Here is an 18,020-nt window from a genome sequence, read left to right as displayed (position 1 = left end):
TTGGACAAAGCCCTATTTTTCGCTCCGTTTGGGAATCAGTAACGAACGAATCCAGGTAAGACATAAGAGAGTAGCGAGCATACCGACGAACATCTTTATTCCTGTTATTCCAATGACATTCCATCCGGGTGTGTGATCGAAGACAGAAGGGTTCAGCGTGTTCTCCAGAAATGCAGGCGAGGCCGATATGTTCATGAATAGCGGCCATAACAAAATGACGAGTAGAGGTGCAATTGCCGCATGAATTGCTCGAGCCAGTAAAAAAGGCCCGTATCGCATTGGCGTATTGCTTAACACGCTCATAATTTGCGCATGTACGGATAACCCGCCCCAGGAAAGTACAAATGCAGCGGCAGCAACTTTAAAGACAAGAGGAATGGAGGTGGATGCAGCTCCAGCTTCTTTGGCTCCAAGTGTCACTTCAAATAATCCGCCGACCAGACTGTGGGACAGGGATGGTGGTAAACCGGCAAGTTGAAGTCCTTGTTCCGTTAGAGTGTATAGCATGCCTAGCCATCCGGTCTGAACCAATAATTCCATAATGACGGAGAAGAATACAACTAGCCCGCCTACGATAATAATAAGCCGGAGGGAAGAGGATATAGCATGCCGAAGCAATTCCCCTAAGGTCCGCCCATCGGCTTGTCTCGCTTCGTGCATCGCATAGATCGCACTCAGGAAACGGTTGCGATGCTCTCCGTGAGCGGGAGGGGATTCAGACGGTAGAGTTGCAGCGGGACGGCCATGGAAACGCATGAGCACACCTACAAGAATAGCCGCAGAGTAATGGGAGGCCACAAGAATTGGAGCGATGGACGTATTGTGGAAAAAACCGACAGACACAGCCCCAATCATAAAGATCGGATCAGATGAGGTAGTGAAAGCAACCAAGCGCTCACCCTCCTCTCTTGTAACCAGTTTCTGTTCCCATAATTGTGCGGTCAGTTTAGCCCCTGTAGGGTAACCAGAAGCACAGCTTACGGCAAAGACAAACCCGCCGCTTCCGGGAACGCGGAATATCGGGCGCATAAGTGGATTAAGCAATGTACCCAAAAAATGCACAATACCAAAACCGAGTAGCAACTCGGATAAAACCAGAAATGGAAAAAGGGAAGGGAACAGAACATCCCACCAGATCGATAGTCCCCTCACACTGGCATGCCAAGTTTCAGATGGGTACAAAGCCATCAGAACACAAAAGAAAAGGAGAGCAAGGATGACCAGGATTTGCATGATGCGCTTTGAAACGTTCATGAATTTCTCTCCTTTTAGGGTTAAGATGCAGGAATCACAGTCCATGATGGAGCTTTTGCCATAAATATATGAAAAAGATCGGACAAACAGTACAAAATAATAATGGGAAAGCGCTTGCAAAAGTGGCTGTGTTTTTGAATGATGTATGCTAAAATGGTAAAAACGCCTGAACGTCACCTAATTGCCATAAAGGTGGAATCAATAAGGATGGAGTGATGATCATGAGTCTTGTCGCCGGAGTCCTGGTCTGTGCATTTGTGTATGTGATACGTGCCTCGCTGGTGCGTACTGAAGAGGAAGATTGGCGAAGTTATTAATGGAATATGTGATGCGCCAGCCTTGAAGGTTGGCGCTTTTTTTGTCATTTTGGCCCGGAACTCCTTGGTACGTAAGGCTCTGGTCAAATCTGATCTTTCATGTGATATAGGACTTTTTGGTTTTTTTTGATAGAATGAAGATGCTGGCTTTTAGGGCCAGCTTGTTGATCTGTTGTTTATCATGTTCCTGTAGCATGTGTTATATTACAAAATTCGACATATTGAAGGAGGGAAGAAGTATGAATTCCAGTTTAAGTATTTATGACAATCTTGGCGGTGAACAAGGTGTTCGGGCGCTGGTGGAGGCTTTTTATCCAATCGTATTGCAGAATGAACAACTAGCACCGCTCTTCCCGGAAGATATTACTCCGGTAATGGACAAGCAATACATGTTCCTGTCTCAATTTTTTGGTGGTCCTGCATTGTTCTCTGAGGCCTACGGACATCCGATGATGCGTGCTCGTCATATGCACTTTGAGGTGACGGTAGAGCGAGCAGAGGCATGGCTTGCATGTATGAATCAAGCGTTAACACAAATTGGTGTGGAAGAACCGTTGCATTCGTTTATTTTGCAGCGTTTATCGGGGCCAGCTCACCATTTTGTGAATACGCCATAGTTCCAAATATACGACAAGCCTTACGGGAGAGGGATGGAACAAGTGGAATTAGAGCCGCTGTATAAGGTGAAGGTGACATGTCATTATTGCGAGAATGAATTTGAAACGTCACGAGTCAGACCTAGTTTGAAACGGCCTTACCGAACAGATTCTGATTTTTGTGCTTATTACAAACAGGAAAATCCGGATTTTTATGTTGTCCGAATCTGTCCTTCGTGTGGATTTGCCTCTACCGAAAATTCTTCAGGTAATCTGAATGAGATACAGCGCAAGGCGTTCATCGAGCAGATCGGAAACCGCTGGGTTAAGCGAGATTATAGTGGAGCAAGAAATCTGGAACAGGCACTTGCTACGTACAAATTGGGTCTGCTATGTGCTCAGGTTATTCAGGAAAAGGATCGTGTCGTTGCTGGCCTGTTGCATCATATAGCCTGGTTGTATCGGTATATGGAAGATCATACACAGGAGCATCGTTTTCTCGAGTTCAGCCTGGAAGCTTATATCAAGGTGTTTGAACGGGAAGGAACAGGCGGTAATGAGGCGAAGTTACTATATCTGCTTGGAGAACTGAATCGCAGAGTAGGAAGGTTCCATGAAGCGGTTCAATGGTTCGGTAGAGTCATTCATGACAAACGCATTACAGATGCAGCGATGATTCGTGCGTCAAGAGAACAATGGGCGTTGCTACGTGAACAGATGATATCAGGAAAAATGGAACTGCCACAAGAGATGCTGGAAGCAGACAAAGAGGCTGCAAAGCGCAGCCCTCTCTAAGTGTATTGCAGGATGTATTTATCGAACAGGACGACTGGACAACAGGTAATCGTTATCGGTATCAATGACGGTCATGCTGCTATTACAGCAGGGAAAGACAAGCAATTTCTTTTTTCCTTCACGGATACGGATGAGTTCCTTGGGTTTGAGGGGAAGTAGCACATTGTTTGCACCGCAAAAAGGGCATTGCTGTACATAGATATCCCCCATAATGACATCGTATGGCCAACTGTTCTCAAAAGGAATCATTCGGATTTGTCTTCCTGATCTGAAGATTTAGCGGCCTCTTCCTTGGCCAGTTCTGCAATCTTCTGCATGAGAATATGTTGAGGCATATGCATCAGATGTTCTAGAGGCACGCCCAGAGATGCTGCTAATTTGACGGCTGTTTCAGCCGATACTTGTAAAGGTTTCATACACTTACCTCCTGAAAAAGTTGCTTATTATTTCTCTAGTATAGAGATACGTTGCGTATAAAACCAGTTTTTAATTCAATTCTATTCACCCGAATCTATAGAAAGAGGTGCCTTATTAGATGAAAATGCCATTACATCCTGTATGGGATCTGGAGTCCATCTTTAGTGGAGGTTCTTCTTCCGAAGCATTCGCCGCATATCTGAGTAAGCTGGAAACGGATGTGCGAAAGTTGCAAGAAACTTTGAATCAAACGGTTGCTCCAGCAACATTGAAAGATACAGAGGCTTTTGATCCTATTCTTGAACTGTTGCAAAATTGTTATGTTCGAATCTCTGAAGGGTCTGCGTTCGTATCTTGTCTGTCCGCTCAAAATCAGCAAGATAAAAAAGCGACTCAACTTCAAGGGACTGTTAGTTCCATTGCTGCGATGCTCAGCAGCAGTAAATCCAAATTCGACAATACACTTAGCCAGATGCCAGAAGATGTATGGACGGAATGGCTTGAACGTCCTGAAATCCAACCTTTGTCCTTTGTGTTAAACGAGAGTCGTACACAAGCGAAAGAAAAATTGTCACCGGAGCTGGAAGGGCTTGCTCTGGATCTGGCTGTGGATGGTTATCATGGTTGGGGCAAATTCTACAATACAATTGTAAGTAAAGTGAATATCCCGTTTGAACAGGATGGGGAGACAGTTATGCTGTCCGCAGGACAGGCCGCTAACAAGCTTAGTGACAGTGATCGTGCAGTGCGTGAGCAGGTATATGCATCCTGGGAGCAGGCCTGGACAGATGTGGAGGATTTCTGCGCAGACACGTTGAATCATCTTGCGGGTTTCCGTCTAAAATTGTACGAGAAGCGTGGCTGGCATGATATCTTGAAAGAACCTCTCTCCATCAACCGGATGTCACGCCAAACGCTGGATACGATGTGGGAAGTCATCAACGGAGCCAAACCGGTACTTGTACAGTATTTGGAGCGAAAAGCCCAATTGCTGGGTGTCGATAAGCTAAGCTGGAGCGATGTAGAAGCACCGGTAGGCAAGTCTGTTGGTAAAGTGACGTATGACGGGGCAGCTCAGACAATCGTGGAGCAATTTGCCAAGTTCAGTCCCAAACTGTCGAGCTTTGCAGAGATGGCTTTTGAGAAACGATGGATTGAAGCCGAAGATCGTCCAGGTAAACGTCCAGGGGGATTCTGCACTTCACTGCCACTAAGCAAAGCGACTCGCATCTTTATGACCTTCTCTGGAACGGCGTCGAATGTATCCACACTCGCGCACGAACTTGGTCATGGATACCACCAGCATATCATGGAAGAACTGCCGGCATTGAATCAGCGTTACGCGATGAACGTAGCTGAGACGGCTTCTACATTCGCAGAGATGATCGTTGCCGATGCATTGGTGCAAACTGCAAGTGATGAGCAGGAGAAGCTGGCGTTGCTTGAAGATAAAATACAGCGTAGTGTTGCGTTCTTTATGAACATTCATGCCCGTTTCCTGTTTGAGAATCGTTTCTATGAGCAACGTAAGAAAGGCCTGGTAAGTGCCGACGAGTTGAGCAGATTAATGGTGGAGGCTCAAGAAGAGGCATACTGCGGCGTTCTGGCATCAAATCATCCTCATTTCTGGGCATCGAAACTGCATTTCTATCTGACAGGTGTACCTTTCTATAACTTCCCATACACCTTCGGGTACATGTTTAGTGCGGGAATCTATGCTCGGGCACAACAAGAAGGTACGGCTTTTGCGGGGAAATATGATGATTTGCTGCGTGATACTGGACGAATGACTGTGGAGGAACTAGCTCAGAAACATCTGGGTACAGATCTGACACAACCGGACTTCTGGCAAAATGCTGCGAATTTAGTTATTGCCGATATTGAGCAATTTTTAGAGATGACATCAAAAATAAAATAATAGAGAAGCAAACTCATTTCAATAAAAAGAGAGCCATAATGGATTGTCTGACAGACATCTATCATGGCTTCTTTTATTTGTAATGCGCCTTAAAGTCGAATGTATATTTTGTCGTAAATAAATGAAAAAACTCGTTTTAAGGAGGGGGGATTGGCAATTAATTGTGCAAATTATAGGGATAATTACCCAAAGTTGTTTATATTTGTTGAGTAAGCGTATATGATGTCATATAATGAGTCGTAAGTCCTTGCTTTATAGGACTAAAAGCATAACAGGAGGAGTGTTAACGTGAAAACGGAGCAACTTTCATTAGCAAGACAGTTAGATCTGGTGTTTAAAGAGCTTGATCAGGAGTTGTCAGGATTAGATTCAGGGGTAGTTTTTGTGCAAATACGAAATAACGTTATTGGGAAATTCGGCATTCGACATAATCCGATAACCGGTAAAGATGGACGGATGGAGATGGAGGGTGAGGGACTTAATCATACGCAACGTGCTTCCTTCCGCGCTATGGCACTGGAGACACTGAAATTTAAGCGGAATTGGACACATGGCGAAATTAGCTATGACTTTACCGTCAGACAAGGCATGATCATGATCGATGCGACGATGGAATCCAATTACAACATGGCGAACTTGATGATTCGCTACCCTAGAACGAATACATATCTGGATTCGGGGATGGGATCTGGCTCATAATTTAGCAAAACCAGAGAATGATATCGTTAAGTTTATTACACATTGTTTACTACAGAAAGAAATAAAGCGGCACTTCCGAAGAAGGCCGCCATTCATTTTCAGCAACACTCAAGCAATAATTACGAGCTTACGAACGACCCGATAATTGCTGCTCAGCGATTTGTACCAGACGTTTGGTGATATATCCACCCAGAGATCCAGTCTCACGGGAAGTATAGTTACCGTAGTAACCATCTTGAGGAATTGTTACACCCAGCTCTTGCGCAGCTTCCATTTTCAGTTGTTGCAATGCTGCGTTCGCTTGAGGTACTACCAGATTGTTGGAGCGGCTTCCGCCACCTTGGTTTTGGCTTCCGTACATATGTCTCACCTCCTTGTGGGTTAGTGATGTTAGTATGGATCGAGAATGAGGAAATATACATGATATGGCGTAAGGGAATATATGGATAATCAAACGAAGGCATGTCAACTCAAAAAGCCGATCCATTGCGGATCGGCTTGTTTTGCATCATTGCGAGAATAGCAAAAGTCGAGGTAGTTCATCTATTGTAAAAAAAGTATTGCTTAGTCAATTGGTGGAACTACCTCAATATGGGTGAACAGCTCTACAGGTTGCTCTGGTTCAAGCCGGATCAGTCCAGTTACATCCTCAGTCAATGGCAGATTCGGCGCATCCGGCAACCAGGTGTAAGGTTCAATACACAAGAATTGATCGGATTCTCCTTTGGTATACAAAACCCAGTGTTTGAAAAATGCTTCATCTACTGAATATTTCAGTGTATATCCATCTTTTCTCCGCAAATGAGCCACTGCAGGCTGACCTTCCGCCGCACGAAGCAACGTATCCCAGTCTCTTCCCTGCATGCTGATTCCTTCCCCGATAGAGGACCATTCATCATGTAACTTTTCTATTTCGCCTGTAGGCAACTGATCTTCATTTTGTGCATACAATCCGGAAACAGGTAGCTGTAGTGTCCAGTCTGCAGGTTTACCGTCGAGCAAAAACCATGTATGATATCCCATCCCAAAGGGAGCAGGTGTTGAACTCAAATTGGTGACACGCAACCGCTGGGTCAGTACAGCATTTTTCAAGCTGAATGTCATTTCAAGTTTCAGAGGGATGGGGAACTGTTCCATCCAATGTTTTTCATTTTCGGTTAATAGTTCGGTTGTGATTGCACAGCCGTCCTCATCTTCTTCAATATCACTGACACACCAGGACTGGCTGCGATGGAGACCGTGAATATGGTTGCCATTCGCCGTATTCTGATCGAACTGATAACGTACACCTTCATACTCGAATTGTCCCTGGTGAATACGTCCTGGTGGTATGAGCAACGGGACTCCAAAATGATAGGGCTTCTGTAAATAGAAAGCCAGATCGTTTTCGTCCGGGCGACGAACGATATCCCTATTCTGCACCAAATCGCGAATCGAGATGATGTTATTTCCCAGACGAGGCAGCAGGGTGATTTCCAATTCACGGCTATGTAGGATATACGTGTCGTAACCATTCCATTGACCTTTGGTCACTTGTTTCATATCGATGCTCCTTTTCCCACTTGAAATCTGTCTGCATGCAGTTTTGTGCTTGCTGAACTGCTGCAGGCGTGTCATTGTGATCATTCCAACTTTTTGAGACATCCTGTAATCAGCTTCATAGCCTTCACAGGATAAGCAATACCATCATAACAGATTTTCAAGCTTCGCGAAAAAAAACTCATCTCATTTTGACATTCAGGCTTATGGGCATTAATATGGAATTCTAAAAGCTTTTTATGAACTGAATGATATCAAAGCGATGACGGGGACAAGTAGGCAAGGAGTATTCTCTTCAGAAAGCCAGTGGTGGATGCGAACTGGTGTGAGCTCTTTTTTGAATGGACCCTTGAGTGTATAACTGAACAGATCGAGCTATACAGGGAGATCTCATTAGGTTATGCCGGTTATTCCACGTTAAGGAACAATGAAGGCTTTTTTCCTGCTATATTCCTGCATATCCGGATAGCGGAGAGGAAAGCGAATAAGGGTGGCACCACGGTCTCACGTCCCTTGCGGATGTGGGGCTTTTTTGCGTTCGCAGAGCGAAGATGCTTCGTGTCCAAGCGTTGGAAGTTAAGAAGTTCAAAGTTTAAAATTCTAATTTCTATTTAAGTTGGACGATTCATTTACACGATAACGGAGAGGATAGAAAAAACCTGGAAAAGCGAAGCGTTCGCCTTTATCACCGGATTTTTCCTTTTGAAATAAAGAATCAAAAAAATCTGGGGATAACAGCGATTGGAAGGTTATTCTGTCATCGAAGTGGGTTGTGTAAAATCTTGAGTTCAACTTATTTAGAATCTACGTGAATTAGGGAGGCGTATCAGATGAAAACGGTATTATCAGGTATTCAGCCGAGCGGTAAGCTTACACTGGGCAACTACATTGGTGCGATTAAAAATTTTGTGAAATTACAGCATGACTATAAGTGTCATTTTATGGTTGTAGATCTTCATGCTATTACAGTGGCACAGGAGCCAGCGGCACTGCGTGAACAGTCCGAGGCTGTGGCCGCATTGTTCATCGCGGCAGGAATTGATCCGAGCAAATCAAACGTATTCCTGCAATCTCACGTACCACAGCACGCAGAGCTCGGATGGTTGATGACAACGCTCACCTCTATGGGTGAGCTGGAGCGTATGACCCAGTTTAAAGACAAATCTTCCGGCAAAGATTCTGTCGGCGCAGGACTGTTCGTTTATCCATCCCTGATGGCTGCAGATATATTGCTGTATAATGCAGATCTCGTGCCTGTCGGGGAAGATCAGAAACAGCATCTGGAGCTGACTCGTGATCTGGCAGGGCGCTTTAACCATCGTTACGGAGAATATTTCACCATTCCTGAACCTTATATTCCACAGGTCGGTGCGCGTGTCATGTCACTGGATGATGCTTCCTCAAAAATGAGCAAAAGTAACCCCAATGCAGGAAGTTATATCGCCCTGTTAGATCCGCCGGATGTCATTCGCAAAAAAATTAGCCGTGCTACGACGGATTCCGGTCGTGAAGTTGTCTATGATCCGGCGAATAAGCCAGAGGTGAGCAACTTGATGAGCATCTATGCGGAATGTGCGGGTATGACACTGAATGAGGTGGCGGAGCGCTACGAAGGCAAAATGTACGGCCCATTCAAAAAGGAACTCGCCGAAGTCGTTGTCTCTGTTATCGAACCGTTACAAGCAAGATACAACGAAATTCGTGAGTCTGGTGAGCTTGCAGATGTATTAGAGACTTCGGCACGTCGTGCTGAAGAGGATGCTGCGAAGACGCTGGATGCGGTGAAAGAGCGGATGGGTTTCGTTCCTAGACGTAAGTTGTAATTGGGAATACAGGTTCAGCAAAGTCAATTTAGCATAAAGACCATGAACGCTTAATCATGTGAACATAGAAGAGGAGACGGATGTATCCATCCGCCTCCTTTTTTTTGACTTATTAACTTCATATGATAGCGATAGCTTATGAAGCTGATTCGGAAGCCGAGCGGGCTTCCTGACGTTCTTTTTTCGCCCGGATGACAAATCCCCAAACGATATTAGCCATGGATAGAACAAACAGCAGGGCTGCAAGCCAGCCGTTGTAAGAAATCGTGATTGCTGTAACCGTTAACAAAACTATCGAAGAAAATGCAAACCATAAGGATAAGCCTTTGCTCATTGGGAAAAACCTCCATGTACAAATTTATTGAATTTTCGTATAACCTGAAGCGTGCGAGCCATAATAATCTTGCAAGCTTGCAATACATTACAGACACAGATTGAAAGGAGATTTTAAATATGGCTCAAGGATCTCGCTCTTCTAACAACTTGGTGGTGCCTCAAGCGACAGCAGCTCTGCAACAATTGAAAATGGAGGCTGCACAAGAACTGGGTGTAACTATCCCGCAAGACGGATACTATGGTAACTACACTTCCCGTGAGACTGGATCTTTGGGTGGATATATCACCAAACGTCTGGTACAAATCGCTGAGCAGTCTCTGTCTGGCAAATAATTTATATACCAAAGCAGTAAAAGCCCGGAGCGGATAACGCTCCGGGCTTTTCCCGCGCAATCGTTCCTATAATGATTGTGCCCTGCAACCAAGGTCTGCGTCAAGGGCGAGCAGATAAAAGTTTTTTATCCATTTTTTCATCACTTAGCCAGCCTACGTAAGTATCAATTGTTTTGAAGTTGCGATCCATGACCACTACGGCGACAAAGGGATACTGTTTCCGGTGTCGATACCGAACATCAGCCCAGCGAACTTTATATCCGGCAGGAAGTTCCTCCACCTCGGCTACAGCATAAGAAGTGAAATAGAGGAATGCACTAACCTCCGGTGCCTTGCGTGAGGCTACAACGGCTGCATGAGTGGAAGAGGTGGCATGCAGGCTCCAGGTCAGCTCAGAACCATCGATCTTACCAAGCTCATAACTTCCATCCTTATTCGTTTTGACAACATGCCAGCGGCTCCAGGAAATCGTTGGAATCACAATGTATTTGGCTGGTTCCGGACTGTTATCCATACGTCTCACTTTTCGAACCACCAGTGCCCGCGCGATGGTACGCCATACATAATATATTCCAATCAGGATATACAGCGTAGTAAAGAGTGGGGCAGGTGCAATAAGATCGAAAGCCCATAATAGAATCGCAATCACATGTGTAGTAAACAGGAACGGGTCAAAGATATGAATGATGTTCCAGGCAATCCAGCGTTCTGTAAAAGGACGGGCAGCCTGTGTTCCATACGTATTGAACAAGTCGGTAAAGACATGTACGCCTACAGCTACAGCAGTCCAGAGGGCAACATGACCAAGTGAAACTCCTGAAAAAATCAATCCGATCACACCCGTAATTAGCAGTACCCATAACAACAGAAACGGCAACGAGTGGGACAGCCCCCGATGATTTCGAATATAGAGCGAATTACTTTTAAAACGCAGTGCAGTATCAATGTCAGGGGCTTGGGAGCCGGCGATCGTGCCTACCATGACGGCGGCTGCCAGCATGGGGTCGGTTGCAACGACAGGATCAACATAGGCGAGACCCGCCAAACCAATGCCCATAACAAAATGTGTAGAGGTATCCATAAATCTCTCCTTTATAAGGTGTAACGTCAGTGTATCGTCATCAAAATTAACCTTCTCTATCTAGGTGATACCCAATTCTAGTGTATATTATCCACCCGCATGGATGCAAAACATGCTAAGCCCTGGGAACAATCTGTCCATTTCCCAACAAATGTACGAACATTGTCAAACTATTCCGTGGTTTCTTGTGATAAAATTTATATCGGAAGTCGCGTGGATTTAATAAACATGTCGCGATGAGACATATTTTGTGAACAACGACCTTGTCATAAGCCAAGATATGTCCCGTAATGAAGGCACTGTATTATACATATGTATCCCTTGGCTGAAATGATAACGTAGATTTAATTTATCACGTTAACCGAAATCATTTTGTATCAGTAAGCCAGGGCAGCTTAACAGAGGGTTTTTATGGATCAAATATGTATGCGCATTCACTAGTACATTGTTTAGGGGGAAGAGAAGAGGATGCAGGTTATTAAAAAATACAAATGGACGTGGATTTTGCTCGGTATTGCACTGATTATGGCGGTGTATTTAATGTGGAATACGGCATTTGCCAGCCAGGAGAAATTACCCGAGATTCGGGAGATCCAATCGTTTTCCATGGAAAATGTGGATGGTCGTAACGTATCGCTGGCGGATACGCAAGGCAAAGTGCGATTGTTCTACTTTTATTTCACCAGTTGTCCTGATGTTTGCCCGATTACGACATTTACACTGTCTCAGGTGCAGGACTTGTTGAAAGAAGATGGAACATTCGGAGATAAGGCATCCTTTGTATCGATTTCCTTCGACCCAAAAGTAGATACGAGGGAGAAGATCAAAACCTTTGCCGACCGTTTCCACGCGGATTATTCTGGCTGGTATTTCCTGCGTGGGGATATGGATAAAACCAAGCAGTTCGCCAAAGAATCGTTCCAGATTCTGATCGAAGGCGAGAACAAGGATGATTTTGCCCATATGAACATGATTGGGCTGGTGGATGAGAATAACCAGCTTCGCAAGGTTTATAACGCTTTTAATACAGAAGATGTGCAGCCGGAAGCTATCGCAGAGGACATTCGCAGGCTGATTAAAGAATAACACCGTAAAATGTTAAGCACGAAGTCTTTAGAAAAGGCTGTCTCTGGTTGCTATAACCAGAAACAGCCTTTTATTTGTTGTTCTTTTTAATACGAAGGTTCGTCAGGATACTGGATATATTCCTCCAGCCCGACCTTCTCTAATTGCGAGATGATGTATTCATCAGGTGTGCCTTCAACCCCTGCATACCCACGTCTTGTATACATTTGTACCGCATCGGGAAAAGCATCGCGCAGTACACCTCTTATCTTTTTACCTGAGCTGTCATTGTCCATAAATAAATAAACTTCATCATATCCGACTTGCTTGCGCAGCGTCTCCAGCTTGAGGGAGTTCAGCGTTCCGAATGTGCACAAAATATTGATCTCTGGACCCACTAAACGTTTGAGTTTACTGCGATCATTCTTACCTTCCACAATGACATGAATAGGCATCTTATTCACCCCTGATTCGAGAGCTGATGTCGACATTCCCCGGGAAATGTTACAGCGAAAATCGACTGAATGTACTTATAGTGTATCTGGAAATGGGGGAATGATGCAAAGTTTAAATTGTTCTGTAGAAGGCTCTAACGTATAAGTTGGTCAGGACAAGCTTAGATACTTCACCCCAGGATGCTTTTCGCATCGGAAGATGAGAGCGGGGCAGTATGTCTTGACGTATAATAGGGGAGTAGCAAGATGCCGATCATCAGCAAAATAAAAGCAATGAAATAAGGAGATACCCCCAGCCTCAGCTGTCCAGCCGTAATCGGACCAATAAACGAACCAATAGAGGTGGCAATCGATTGCAGAGAGAAAATACGCCCAAGCTTGCTACCACCGCTTAAGTGAATAAAAAGTGTAGCCATCGCGGGGAAAATGATACCTTTGGACATCCCGAGCACAAATAACACGATGGATAACGAAATTTGCGGAACGGCTGCCATCACGAAAAAACTCAAGGACATCAGCAGCACACCAGCAACTAAACGCAGTTTGGGCGAATAACGGTTAAGAAACAGCATGCTGAGTGTAAAGAGCGCACCGATGCTAATGATTGAAAACAGTAAACCTGTCGACATCATGGAGGAATGCCCGCCTCCCCGCAGCGGTAATTCAAAGAACAGAATACCTTGAGCGCAGGCAATAACCAAGGGTAGCATGAAATAACGCCAGGAAACGGGCAGGAATGCTTTTGGCGCTTCTGCTGGCGAATGATCAGAGTTAGCTTTAGCCGAGCCGGAAGGCGCAAGGCCAGGTTTTGCGGGTTCGGTCAATGGCTGCGGCTGGCGAACGAGGCCACGCGGCATGGTAAGCAGTGCAATGACACCTGTCAGAATGAGTAGATAGCCGAGACTCGAAAAGGTGGCAGAGAAGCCCATGGCACCGACGATCACGGCACCTGCGGCTGGTGACACCACCGAAGCCAGCGTGTGCACGACACCGTGACCCGACATGTATTTTCCTTGTTTCACCGGGTCATTGGAGAGTTGAGCGAGCAGGGCCAGACATGCCGGAGATAGAAAGGCTAATACAAAGCCGCTAATAGAACGTAGCGCGAGCAGTTGCCAAGGGGTATGAATGTGAGCCTGCAGAAGTAGGATGAACCCCGCACCGACCAGACTGAACACAATATATCGACGGCTCCCGTGTTTATCAATCTGTGTTCCAGCAATCAGATTGCCAGGCAGGTGGGTTAAGGAATAGATGCCCATCATCCAGCCGATAAAGGTTGGAGCCGCACCGAGCGATATCGCAAATGGCGTCAGAATGGGATACTGGGCATGCAGATCAAACACAGCTAGAAACAAAAACAGGTATAGCCAGATGGCCGTTTTCACTAGAGCCCCTCCTTGTTAGGCGATGCCTGTTTGTACACAGGTCTTGAACGTGTCCACGTTCGTCGGACGAATCCTCATGGTACTACTTGTACGCCCCGCAGGACGAACTTAGACCGTTTATTTTTGCCGGAGAGGGCTTAGCTGACAGCAGGTTCGGAAATCATGTATAATATTCGGGAAGTCATGAATCAATTCTAATTCGGAAGGTGTAATCATGAACATAGAAGTAATCAAAGAGTTTGTGATGCAGAACTGGCTGGTGATCGTCGTTGCACTGATCATTTTGTTCTTTGTTCTGAATGTGGTCAAAACGATGTTAAAATGGGCGATTGCCATCATCATTATTGCGGCTCTGCTGATATACAGCGGCATTTCCATTGAACAGATCAAACAAACCGTCACAGACGTGCAGTCCAGCACGATGGACACACTCAAGAAAGAAGCGACAAGCATCATGCTGAAGGAAGCCTCCAAGGCCACCTATGCGGCGGGGAAAAATGGTGAATTTACGATAACCAGTCCTAACGTTGAGCTTAAGGGTAGCACGAAGTCGGATAAAGTCGATGTGACCTTCCGCGGTATTTCTGTTGGTGAGTGGAAACTCGACAACGATACGATCCGCACATTTGTCGAACAGGCACAAAAAAACAAAACAGCACCTGCTTCGTAGTTTAAAGGAGGAATGAAGACGTGCTGCAAACTTGGCTGGACAGCCTGAAGGAGTTTAATGGGATTACCATTCTGCTGTTGCTGATCGTAGCAGCATCCTTATTACAGGGATGGTCCAGAGGGGCTTCACGTTCTGCGGGGAGACTCTTTGGTTTCCTGATGGACGGTATTATGGCGGTCATTGGTATTTTGTTATCTATCGGTCTGACGTTATGGCTTGCGCCTTATGTACAGCAATGGTTATCTGTACATGCCGGGGATATGCCTAATCGTGAGTTGAACCGGTGGGAACAGCTGTATTATACGCTGGTTACAGCGATCGCAGATTTCCCGCTTATGCGGTTTGCCGTATTATTTGTATTGAGTTACGGCTTGATTCGCATGATTCTTGGATTTTTAACATCCTTCATATTTCGCAGAAGACATGCAGGAGATGAGCAAGCTGCGCCAAAAGGGATTTTTAGCCGGCTGACAGGCGCAGTGATCGGCACGGTCATCGGTTCGGTCCGAGGAATCATTGTGATTGCCGTATTGTTCATGATTGTAAGTCTCTATCCGGGTAGTATGTTCAGCCGTTATGTGGAGGCATCTCCGATCTATATGCAGGGTGCTAAATCGGTGATTGAGCCTTTGTCTGGTACGTTTATCAAGGACAAACTTCCGGTATTCACGCAGGCTGTGCAGAAGGAACTCGGAGGTATTTTGCAACGGAAGTATGAAGTGATTGACCACAATATTCCAGCCGATATTGAGCAAGCCGCACAGGAGATTGTCAAAGGAAAATCGACGGATGAGGCAAAAGCCAGAGCTCTGTATGACTGGGTTGGCACCCGGGTTCAATACGACTACGGGAAAGTGGATGATTATGAACAGAGGGGAATATGGCATGAACAGACCCCTCAGAATACTTTTGATACGCGCAAAGGGGTATGTATCGATTATGCCCGCTTATATGCGGTAATGGCACGTTCTCAGGGGCTTGATGTCAGGGTTGTTACAGGTCTGGGATATAACGGTCAGGGAGGGTACGGCCCTCATGCATGGAATGAAGTCTATTTGAGTGATTCGAATCGCTGGGTTCCGCTTGATCCAACGTGGGCCATCAGCGGAGATTGGTTTAACCCACCTAACTTTGCCGACACGCATCTGAAAGATCAGTCAGCCTGATAGTACACCGGACACGGATATGGTTCGGAATATGACGACGTTGCCAGGTTATCATGCCGGTGAGTTAAGGTTCTACGGTATGCATCAAGTCATGAAAGAGGTAGGATGAATGAAAAAGCATTCCAATGAGAAGGATGAACTTGCGGACAAACGGCGTTTTAGTTACCGAATGAACGTATTTTTCTTCGCTTCCTTTGTTATTTTTAGTGTAATCATTGTACGTTTGGCCTTTTTACAGTTCGTCGAAGGACCTGAGCTCAGTCAGGAAGAAGCGAGTAACATTACGAAGGATGTGCCGCTTGCTCCGGTGAGAGGAACCATCTACGATTCTACGGGGACGGTGAAACTGGCGTATTCCAAGCCGATTCAGTCGCTGTATCTCACATTGTACAAAAACTACGGGGATGTGGATGGCCAGCCGAATCCGAAAATTGGTGAAGTTCAAGAGATGGCTGCCCGTCTGCATGAAGTCTTTGAAAAGTATAAAACCCCGAATTCCGAATCCTTGACCGTGGATCAAATCATGGAGGAAATGGATCTGAATTCTCGCAAGGCTAACGGGTTTATGCCACGTCTGATCAAGAGTGATTTGTCCGAAGGGGAGGTTGCTTATTTCCTCCAGCATAAGGATGAATTCAAAGGTATTCAGATTGTGGAAGAAAGTGTACGTTACTACGATCCGGATACAGTGGCCGTTCAATCGATTGGTTATTTGAAAAAATTCAAAAGCTCCAAAACGTTGAAAAAGTATAAAGAAGTAGATGAAGCAAACAAAACGCAGACTGATCCAGGTCTGGTCTATACGGAAAATGAGTTTGTTGGATTTGATGGACTGGAGTTACAGTATCAGGATAAGCTGCGGGGCAAAAGTGGTTATACGTCGGTTGACGTTGATTTACGTAACTTGCCTGAAGGTGTAGCGGGCACAACCCCGCCGCAAAAAGGGTATGATCTGATCTCCAGCATTAATAAAAATGTGCAGGTGAAAACAGAGCAAGCAATTATGGATCAGCTAAGCTGGTTGCATCGCAATCCGGTATCCGGCAGATTGCATCCCAATGCCAAAACAGGCTTTGCTGTAGCGATGGAAGTGGATACAGGGAAGGTTGTAGCGGCAGCCAGTATGCCTGATTACGACACCAATGTGTGGAGAACGGGCAGCATCAGTACAGAAGATTACGATAAAATCAAATATATTTATCAGAACGGTACAATCCGGGGATTTCTACCTAGTGATTCCAAAAAAAGAGCTGAATCTGTCGTGTTGCTCGGCTCAACGATTAAGCCACTGAGTGTGTTGATCGGTTTGAAGGAAGGTTTCTTTACCACTAATTCGGTGTATATCGACCGAGGTTCAACCACGTTTGGTGGAGATAACCGCCGCGTACAGAACTCATCGGGACACGTTTACGGTGCCATGTACCCTCGTGACGCCATTCGTCATTCCTCTAACGTATTTATGATTGACGAGATCGGTAAGAAGCTGTACTCGCGATATGGTGCTAAGGGCGTTGGCGTGTGGGACAAGTACATGGAGCAGTTTGGTCTTGGGATAAAAACAGGAGTGGACTTGCCGAATGAATGGGCTGGGCGTAAAGAATATGAAAATGAAACAGAAAGCTCCCTGACCAAACTAGCCTATGCTTCCTTTGGACAACAAGGTAAATACACAACCATGCAGCTCGCGCAGTATACCGTGATGCTTGCCAATAAAGGAAAACGAATGGAACCACAGCTTGTCAAAGAGTTCCGGGATTCGGAAGGTAATGTGGTCGAGAAGGTAAAACCGAAGGTACTCAGTACAGCGGACTTCAGTGATGCATACTGGAATGAGGTACAGCGTGGTATGGCTACCGAGGTTTCTGCCTTTGGCGGTTTCCCTTATGATTTTGCGAGAAAAACAGGTACGTCGACACAGAATATTGGAGGGAAACTGGTGGATAACGGGGTATTTATCGCTTTTGCACCCCGTAACAATCCAAAACTGGCTGTTGCGGTCATGATCCCGGAAGGGGGCTTTGGCTCCAACAGTGCGGCTCCGGTTGCACGTGCGATTTTCGATGCATACGACCAGGAATTCGGCCTGGATGGTGTTCCGAAAAAAAATAAAGATAAAGAAACAGAAACAAGTACACAGTGATGCAGTGATGGAGATCATGTTCTCCATA

Annotated in this window: 19 protein-coding genes and 1 other annotated feature; of the genes, 10 read left to right on the top strand and 9 right to left on the bottom strand. The window is 45.6% G+C overall.

Features of this window, described 5'->3' with window-relative positions; all coding sequences use genetic code 11:
- Nucleotides 1–12: 12 nt before the first annotated feature.
- Nucleotides 13–1,254 carry a sporulation integral membrane protein YlbJ gene (gene ylbJ, locus MKY23_RS23325; RefSeq protein ID WP_154891085.1) on the bottom strand — a complete coding sequence of 414 codons (1,242 nt, stop codon included), beginning with the start codon at nt 1,252–1,254 and terminating at the stop codon, nt 13–15.
- Nucleotides 1,255–1,810: 556 nt separating this feature from the next.
- Here ylbJ and MKY23_RS23320 point away from each other — a divergent pair.
- Together MKY23_RS23320 and MKY23_RS23315 are read left to right on the top strand one after the other, a co-directional pair.
- The gene (locus tag MKY23_RS23320) at nt 1,811–2,188 is read left to right on the top strand and encodes a globin (protein ID WP_090919642.1); all 378 of its coding nucleotides are present in this window, start codon (nt 1,811–1,813) and stop codon (nt 2,186–2,188) included.
- 42 nt (nt 2,189–2,230) lie between these two features.
- Complete coding sequence (locus MKY23_RS23315; protein ID WP_154891115.1) at nt 2,231–2,962, top strand: DUF2225 domain-containing protein; 732 nt, start codon at nt 2,231–2,233, stop codon at nt 2,960–2,962.
- Between the two features lie 18 nt (nt 2,963–2,980).
- Here MKY23_RS23315 and MKY23_RS23310 read toward each other — a convergent pair whose 3' ends face one another.
- Both MKY23_RS23310 and MKY23_RS23305 read right to left on the bottom strand, forming a co-directional pair.
- Nucleotides 2,981–3,211 carry a hypothetical protein gene (locus MKY23_RS23310; RefSeq protein ID WP_090919639.1) on the bottom strand — a complete coding sequence of 77 codons (231 nt, stop codon included), beginning with the start codon at nt 3,209–3,211 and terminating at the stop codon, nt 2,981–2,983.
- On the bottom strand, nt 3,208–3,378 hold the full coding sequence (locus tag MKY23_RS23305) for a YycC family protein (RefSeq protein WP_154891084.1): 171 nt from the start codon (nt 3,376–3,378) through the stop codon (nt 3,208–3,210). Before MKY23_RS23305 ends, MKY23_RS23310 begins: the two co-directional genes overlap by 4 nt.
- Before the next feature lie 119 nt (nt 3,379–3,497).
- Here MKY23_RS23305 and MKY23_RS23300 point away from each other — a divergent pair, with 119 nt between their 5' ends.
- Both MKY23_RS23300 and MKY23_RS23295 read left to right on the top strand, forming a co-directional pair.
- Nucleotides 3,498–5,297 carry a M3 family oligoendopeptidase gene (locus MKY23_RS23300; protein ID WP_336121902.1) on the top strand — a complete coding sequence of 600 codons (1,800 nt, stop codon included), beginning with the start codon at nt 3,498–3,500 and terminating at the stop codon, nt 5,295–5,297.
- Between the two features lie 288 nt (nt 5,298–5,585).
- Nucleotides 5,586–5,996, top strand: coding sequence for an O-methyltransferase (locus tag MKY23_RS23295; protein ID WP_339832546.1), 411 nt, complete (start codon nt 5,586–5,588; stop codon nt 5,994–5,996).
- A 127-nt stretch (nt 5,997–6,123) separates the two neighbouring features.
- Here the strand turns inward: MKY23_RS23295 and MKY23_RS23290 are convergent, their stop codons facing one another.
- Complete coding sequence (locus MKY23_RS23290; RefSeq protein WP_090919627.1) at nt 6,124–6,357, bottom strand: alpha/beta-type small acid-soluble spore protein; 234 nt, start codon at nt 6,355–6,357, stop codon at nt 6,124–6,126.
- Between the two features lie 203 nt (nt 6,358–6,560).
- The gene (locus MKY23_RS23285; protein ID WP_339832544.1) at nt 6,561–7,538 is read right to left on the bottom strand and encodes an aldose 1-epimerase; all 978 of its coding nucleotides are present in this window, start codon (nt 7,536–7,538) and stop codon (nt 6,561–6,563) included.
- Nucleotides 7,539–7,788: 250 nt separating this feature from the next.
- Nucleotides 7,789–8,052 (top strand) — a binding site (T-box leader).
- A 313-nt stretch (nt 8,053–8,365) separates the two neighbouring features.
- Between MKY23_RS23285 and trpS the strand changes: the two genes are divergently transcribed.
- Nucleotides 8,366–9,358 (top strand): tryptophan--tRNA ligase, encoded by a 993-nt coding sequence (gene trpS, locus MKY23_RS23280; protein WP_090919620.1) that lies wholly within the window; start codon nt 8,366–8,368, stop codon nt 9,356–9,358.
- 136 nt (nt 9,359–9,494) lie between these two features.
- Here trpS and MKY23_RS23275 read toward each other — a convergent pair whose 3' ends face one another.
- The gene (locus MKY23_RS23275) at nt 9,495–9,692 is read right to left on the bottom strand and encodes a hypothetical protein (protein WP_123064719.1); all 198 of its coding nucleotides are present in this window, start codon (nt 9,690–9,692) and stop codon (nt 9,495–9,497) included.
- Between the two features lie 119 nt (nt 9,693–9,811).
- Between MKY23_RS23275 and MKY23_RS23270 the strand changes: the two genes are divergently transcribed.
- A complete protein-coding gene (locus tag MKY23_RS23270) occupies nt 9,812–10,027 on the top strand; it encodes an alpha/beta-type small acid-soluble spore protein (RefSeq protein ID WP_090919614.1) in 216 nt (71 codons plus the stop codon).
- A gap of 100 nt (nt 10,028–10,127) precedes the next feature.
- Here MKY23_RS23270 and MKY23_RS23265 read toward each other — a convergent pair whose 3' ends face one another.
- Nucleotides 10,128–11,108, bottom strand: a complete 981-nt coding sequence (locus MKY23_RS23265) for a metal-dependent hydrolase (protein WP_339832540.1) — start codon at nt 11,106–11,108, stop codon at nt 10,128–10,130.
- Nucleotides 11,109–11,576: 468 nt separating this feature from the next.
- On the opposite strand from MKY23_RS23265, the gene MKY23_RS23260 reads away from it, so the two are divergent.
- On the top strand, nt 11,577–12,194 hold the full coding sequence (locus MKY23_RS23260; RefSeq protein ID WP_154891081.1) for an SCO family protein: 618 nt from the start codon (nt 11,577–11,579) through the stop codon (nt 12,192–12,194).
- 86 nt (nt 12,195–12,280) lie between these two features.
- Here MKY23_RS23260 and MKY23_RS23255 read toward each other — a convergent pair whose 3' ends face one another.
- Nucleotides 12,281–12,628, bottom strand: a complete 348-nt coding sequence (locus MKY23_RS23255; protein ID WP_339832537.1) for a toprim domain-containing protein — start codon at nt 12,626–12,628, stop codon at nt 12,281–12,283.
- A gap of 170 nt (nt 12,629–12,798) precedes the next feature.
- Nucleotides 12,799–14,016, bottom strand: a complete 1,218-nt coding sequence (locus MKY23_RS23250; protein ID WP_154891080.1) for an MFS transporter — start codon at nt 14,014–14,016, stop codon at nt 12,799–12,801.
- Between the two features lie 214 nt (nt 14,017–14,230).
- Here MKY23_RS23250 and MKY23_RS23245 point away from each other — a divergent pair, with 214 nt between their 5' ends.
- The 3 genes from MKY23_RS23245 (at nt 14,231) to MKY23_RS23235 (ending at nt 17,992) form a co-directional block, all read left to right on the top strand.
- The gene (locus MKY23_RS23245; RefSeq protein ID WP_090919599.1) at nt 14,231–14,686 is read left to right on the top strand and encodes an ATPase; all 456 of its coding nucleotides are present in this window, start codon (nt 14,231–14,233) and stop codon (nt 14,684–14,686) included.
- Between the two features lie 20 nt (nt 14,687–14,706).
- Nucleotides 14,707–15,852 (top strand): transglutaminase domain-containing protein, encoded by a 1,146-nt coding sequence (locus tag MKY23_RS23240; protein ID WP_154891079.1) that lies wholly within the window; start codon nt 14,707–14,709, stop codon nt 15,850–15,852.
- A 109-nt stretch (nt 15,853–15,961) separates the two neighbouring features.
- Nucleotides 15,962–17,992: a penicillin-binding transpeptidase domain-containing protein gene (locus MKY23_RS23235; protein ID WP_154985899.1), complete on the top strand. Its 2,031-nt coding sequence runs from the start codon at nt 15,962–15,964 to the stop codon at nt 17,990–17,992.
- Nucleotides 17,993–18,020: the final 28 nt, after the last annotated feature.

Source organism: Paenibacillus sp. FSL R7-0272 (genome assembly GCF_037969905.1).
Taxonomy (GTDB): domain Bacteria; phylum Bacillota; class Bacilli; order Paenibacillales; family Paenibacillaceae; genus Paenibacillus; species Paenibacillus polysaccharolyticus.
The sequence above is the reverse complement of the archived record's forward strand: the minus strand, read 5'-3'. Positions and strand labels throughout refer to the sequence as shown.

Excerpts from the sequence above, each read along its gene's own strand:
- MKY23_RS23235 (WP_154985899.1), top strand. The coding sequence starts at position 15,962 with ATGAAAAAGCATTCCAATGAGAAGGATGAACTTGCGGACAAACGGCGT.
- MKY23_RS23290 (WP_090919627.1), bottom strand. The coding sequence starts at position 6,357 with ATGTACGGAAGCCAAAACCAAGGTGGCGGAAGCCGCTCCAACAATCTG.
- MKY23_RS23265 (WP_339832540.1), bottom strand. The coding sequence starts at position 11,108 with ATGGATACCTCTACACATTTTGTTATGGGCATTGGTTTGGCGGGTCTC.
- MKY23_RS23300 (WP_336121902.1), top strand. The coding sequence starts at position 3,498 with ATGAAAATGCCATTACATCCTGTATGGGATCTGGAGTCCATCTTTAGT.
- MKY23_RS23275 (WP_123064719.1), bottom strand. The coding sequence starts at position 9,692 with ATGAGCAAAGGCTTATCCTTATGGTTTGCATTTTCTTCGATAGTTTTG.
- MKY23_RS23285 (WP_339832544.1), bottom strand. The coding sequence starts at position 7,538 with ATGAAACAAGTGACCAAAGGTCAATGGAATGGTTACGACACGTATATC.
- MKY23_RS23320 (WP_090919642.1), top strand. The coding sequence starts at position 1,811 with ATGAATTCCAGTTTAAGTATTTATGACAATCTTGGCGGTGAACAAGGT.
- MKY23_RS23310 (WP_090919639.1), bottom strand. The coding sequence starts at position 3,211 with ATGATTCCTTTTGAGAACAGTTGGCCATACGATGTCATTATGGGGGAT.
- MKY23_RS23270 (WP_090919614.1), top strand. The coding sequence starts at position 9,812 with ATGGCTCAAGGATCTCGCTCTTCTAACAACTTGGTGGTGCCTCAAGCG.
- MKY23_RS23305 (WP_154891084.1), bottom strand. The coding sequence starts at position 3,378 with ATGAAACCTTTACAAGTATCGGCTGAAACAGCCGTCAAATTAGCAGCA.
- MKY23_RS23255 (WP_339832537.1), bottom strand. The coding sequence starts at position 12,628 with ATGCCTATTCATGTCATTGTGGAAGGTAAGAATGATCGCAGTAAACTC.
- trpS (WP_090919620.1), top strand. The coding sequence starts at position 8,366 with ATGAAAACGGTATTATCAGGTATTCAGCCGAGCGGTAAGCTTACACTG.
- MKY23_RS23260 (WP_154891081.1), top strand. The coding sequence starts at position 11,577 with ATGCAGGTTATTAAAAAATACAAATGGACGTGGATTTTGCTCGGTATT.
- MKY23_RS23245 (WP_090919599.1), top strand. The coding sequence starts at position 14,231 with ATGAACATAGAAGTAATCAAAGAGTTTGTGATGCAGAACTGGCTGGTG.
- ylbJ (WP_154891085.1), bottom strand. The coding sequence starts at position 1,254 with ATGAACGTTTCAAAGCGCATCATGCAAATCCTGGTCATCCTTGCTCTC.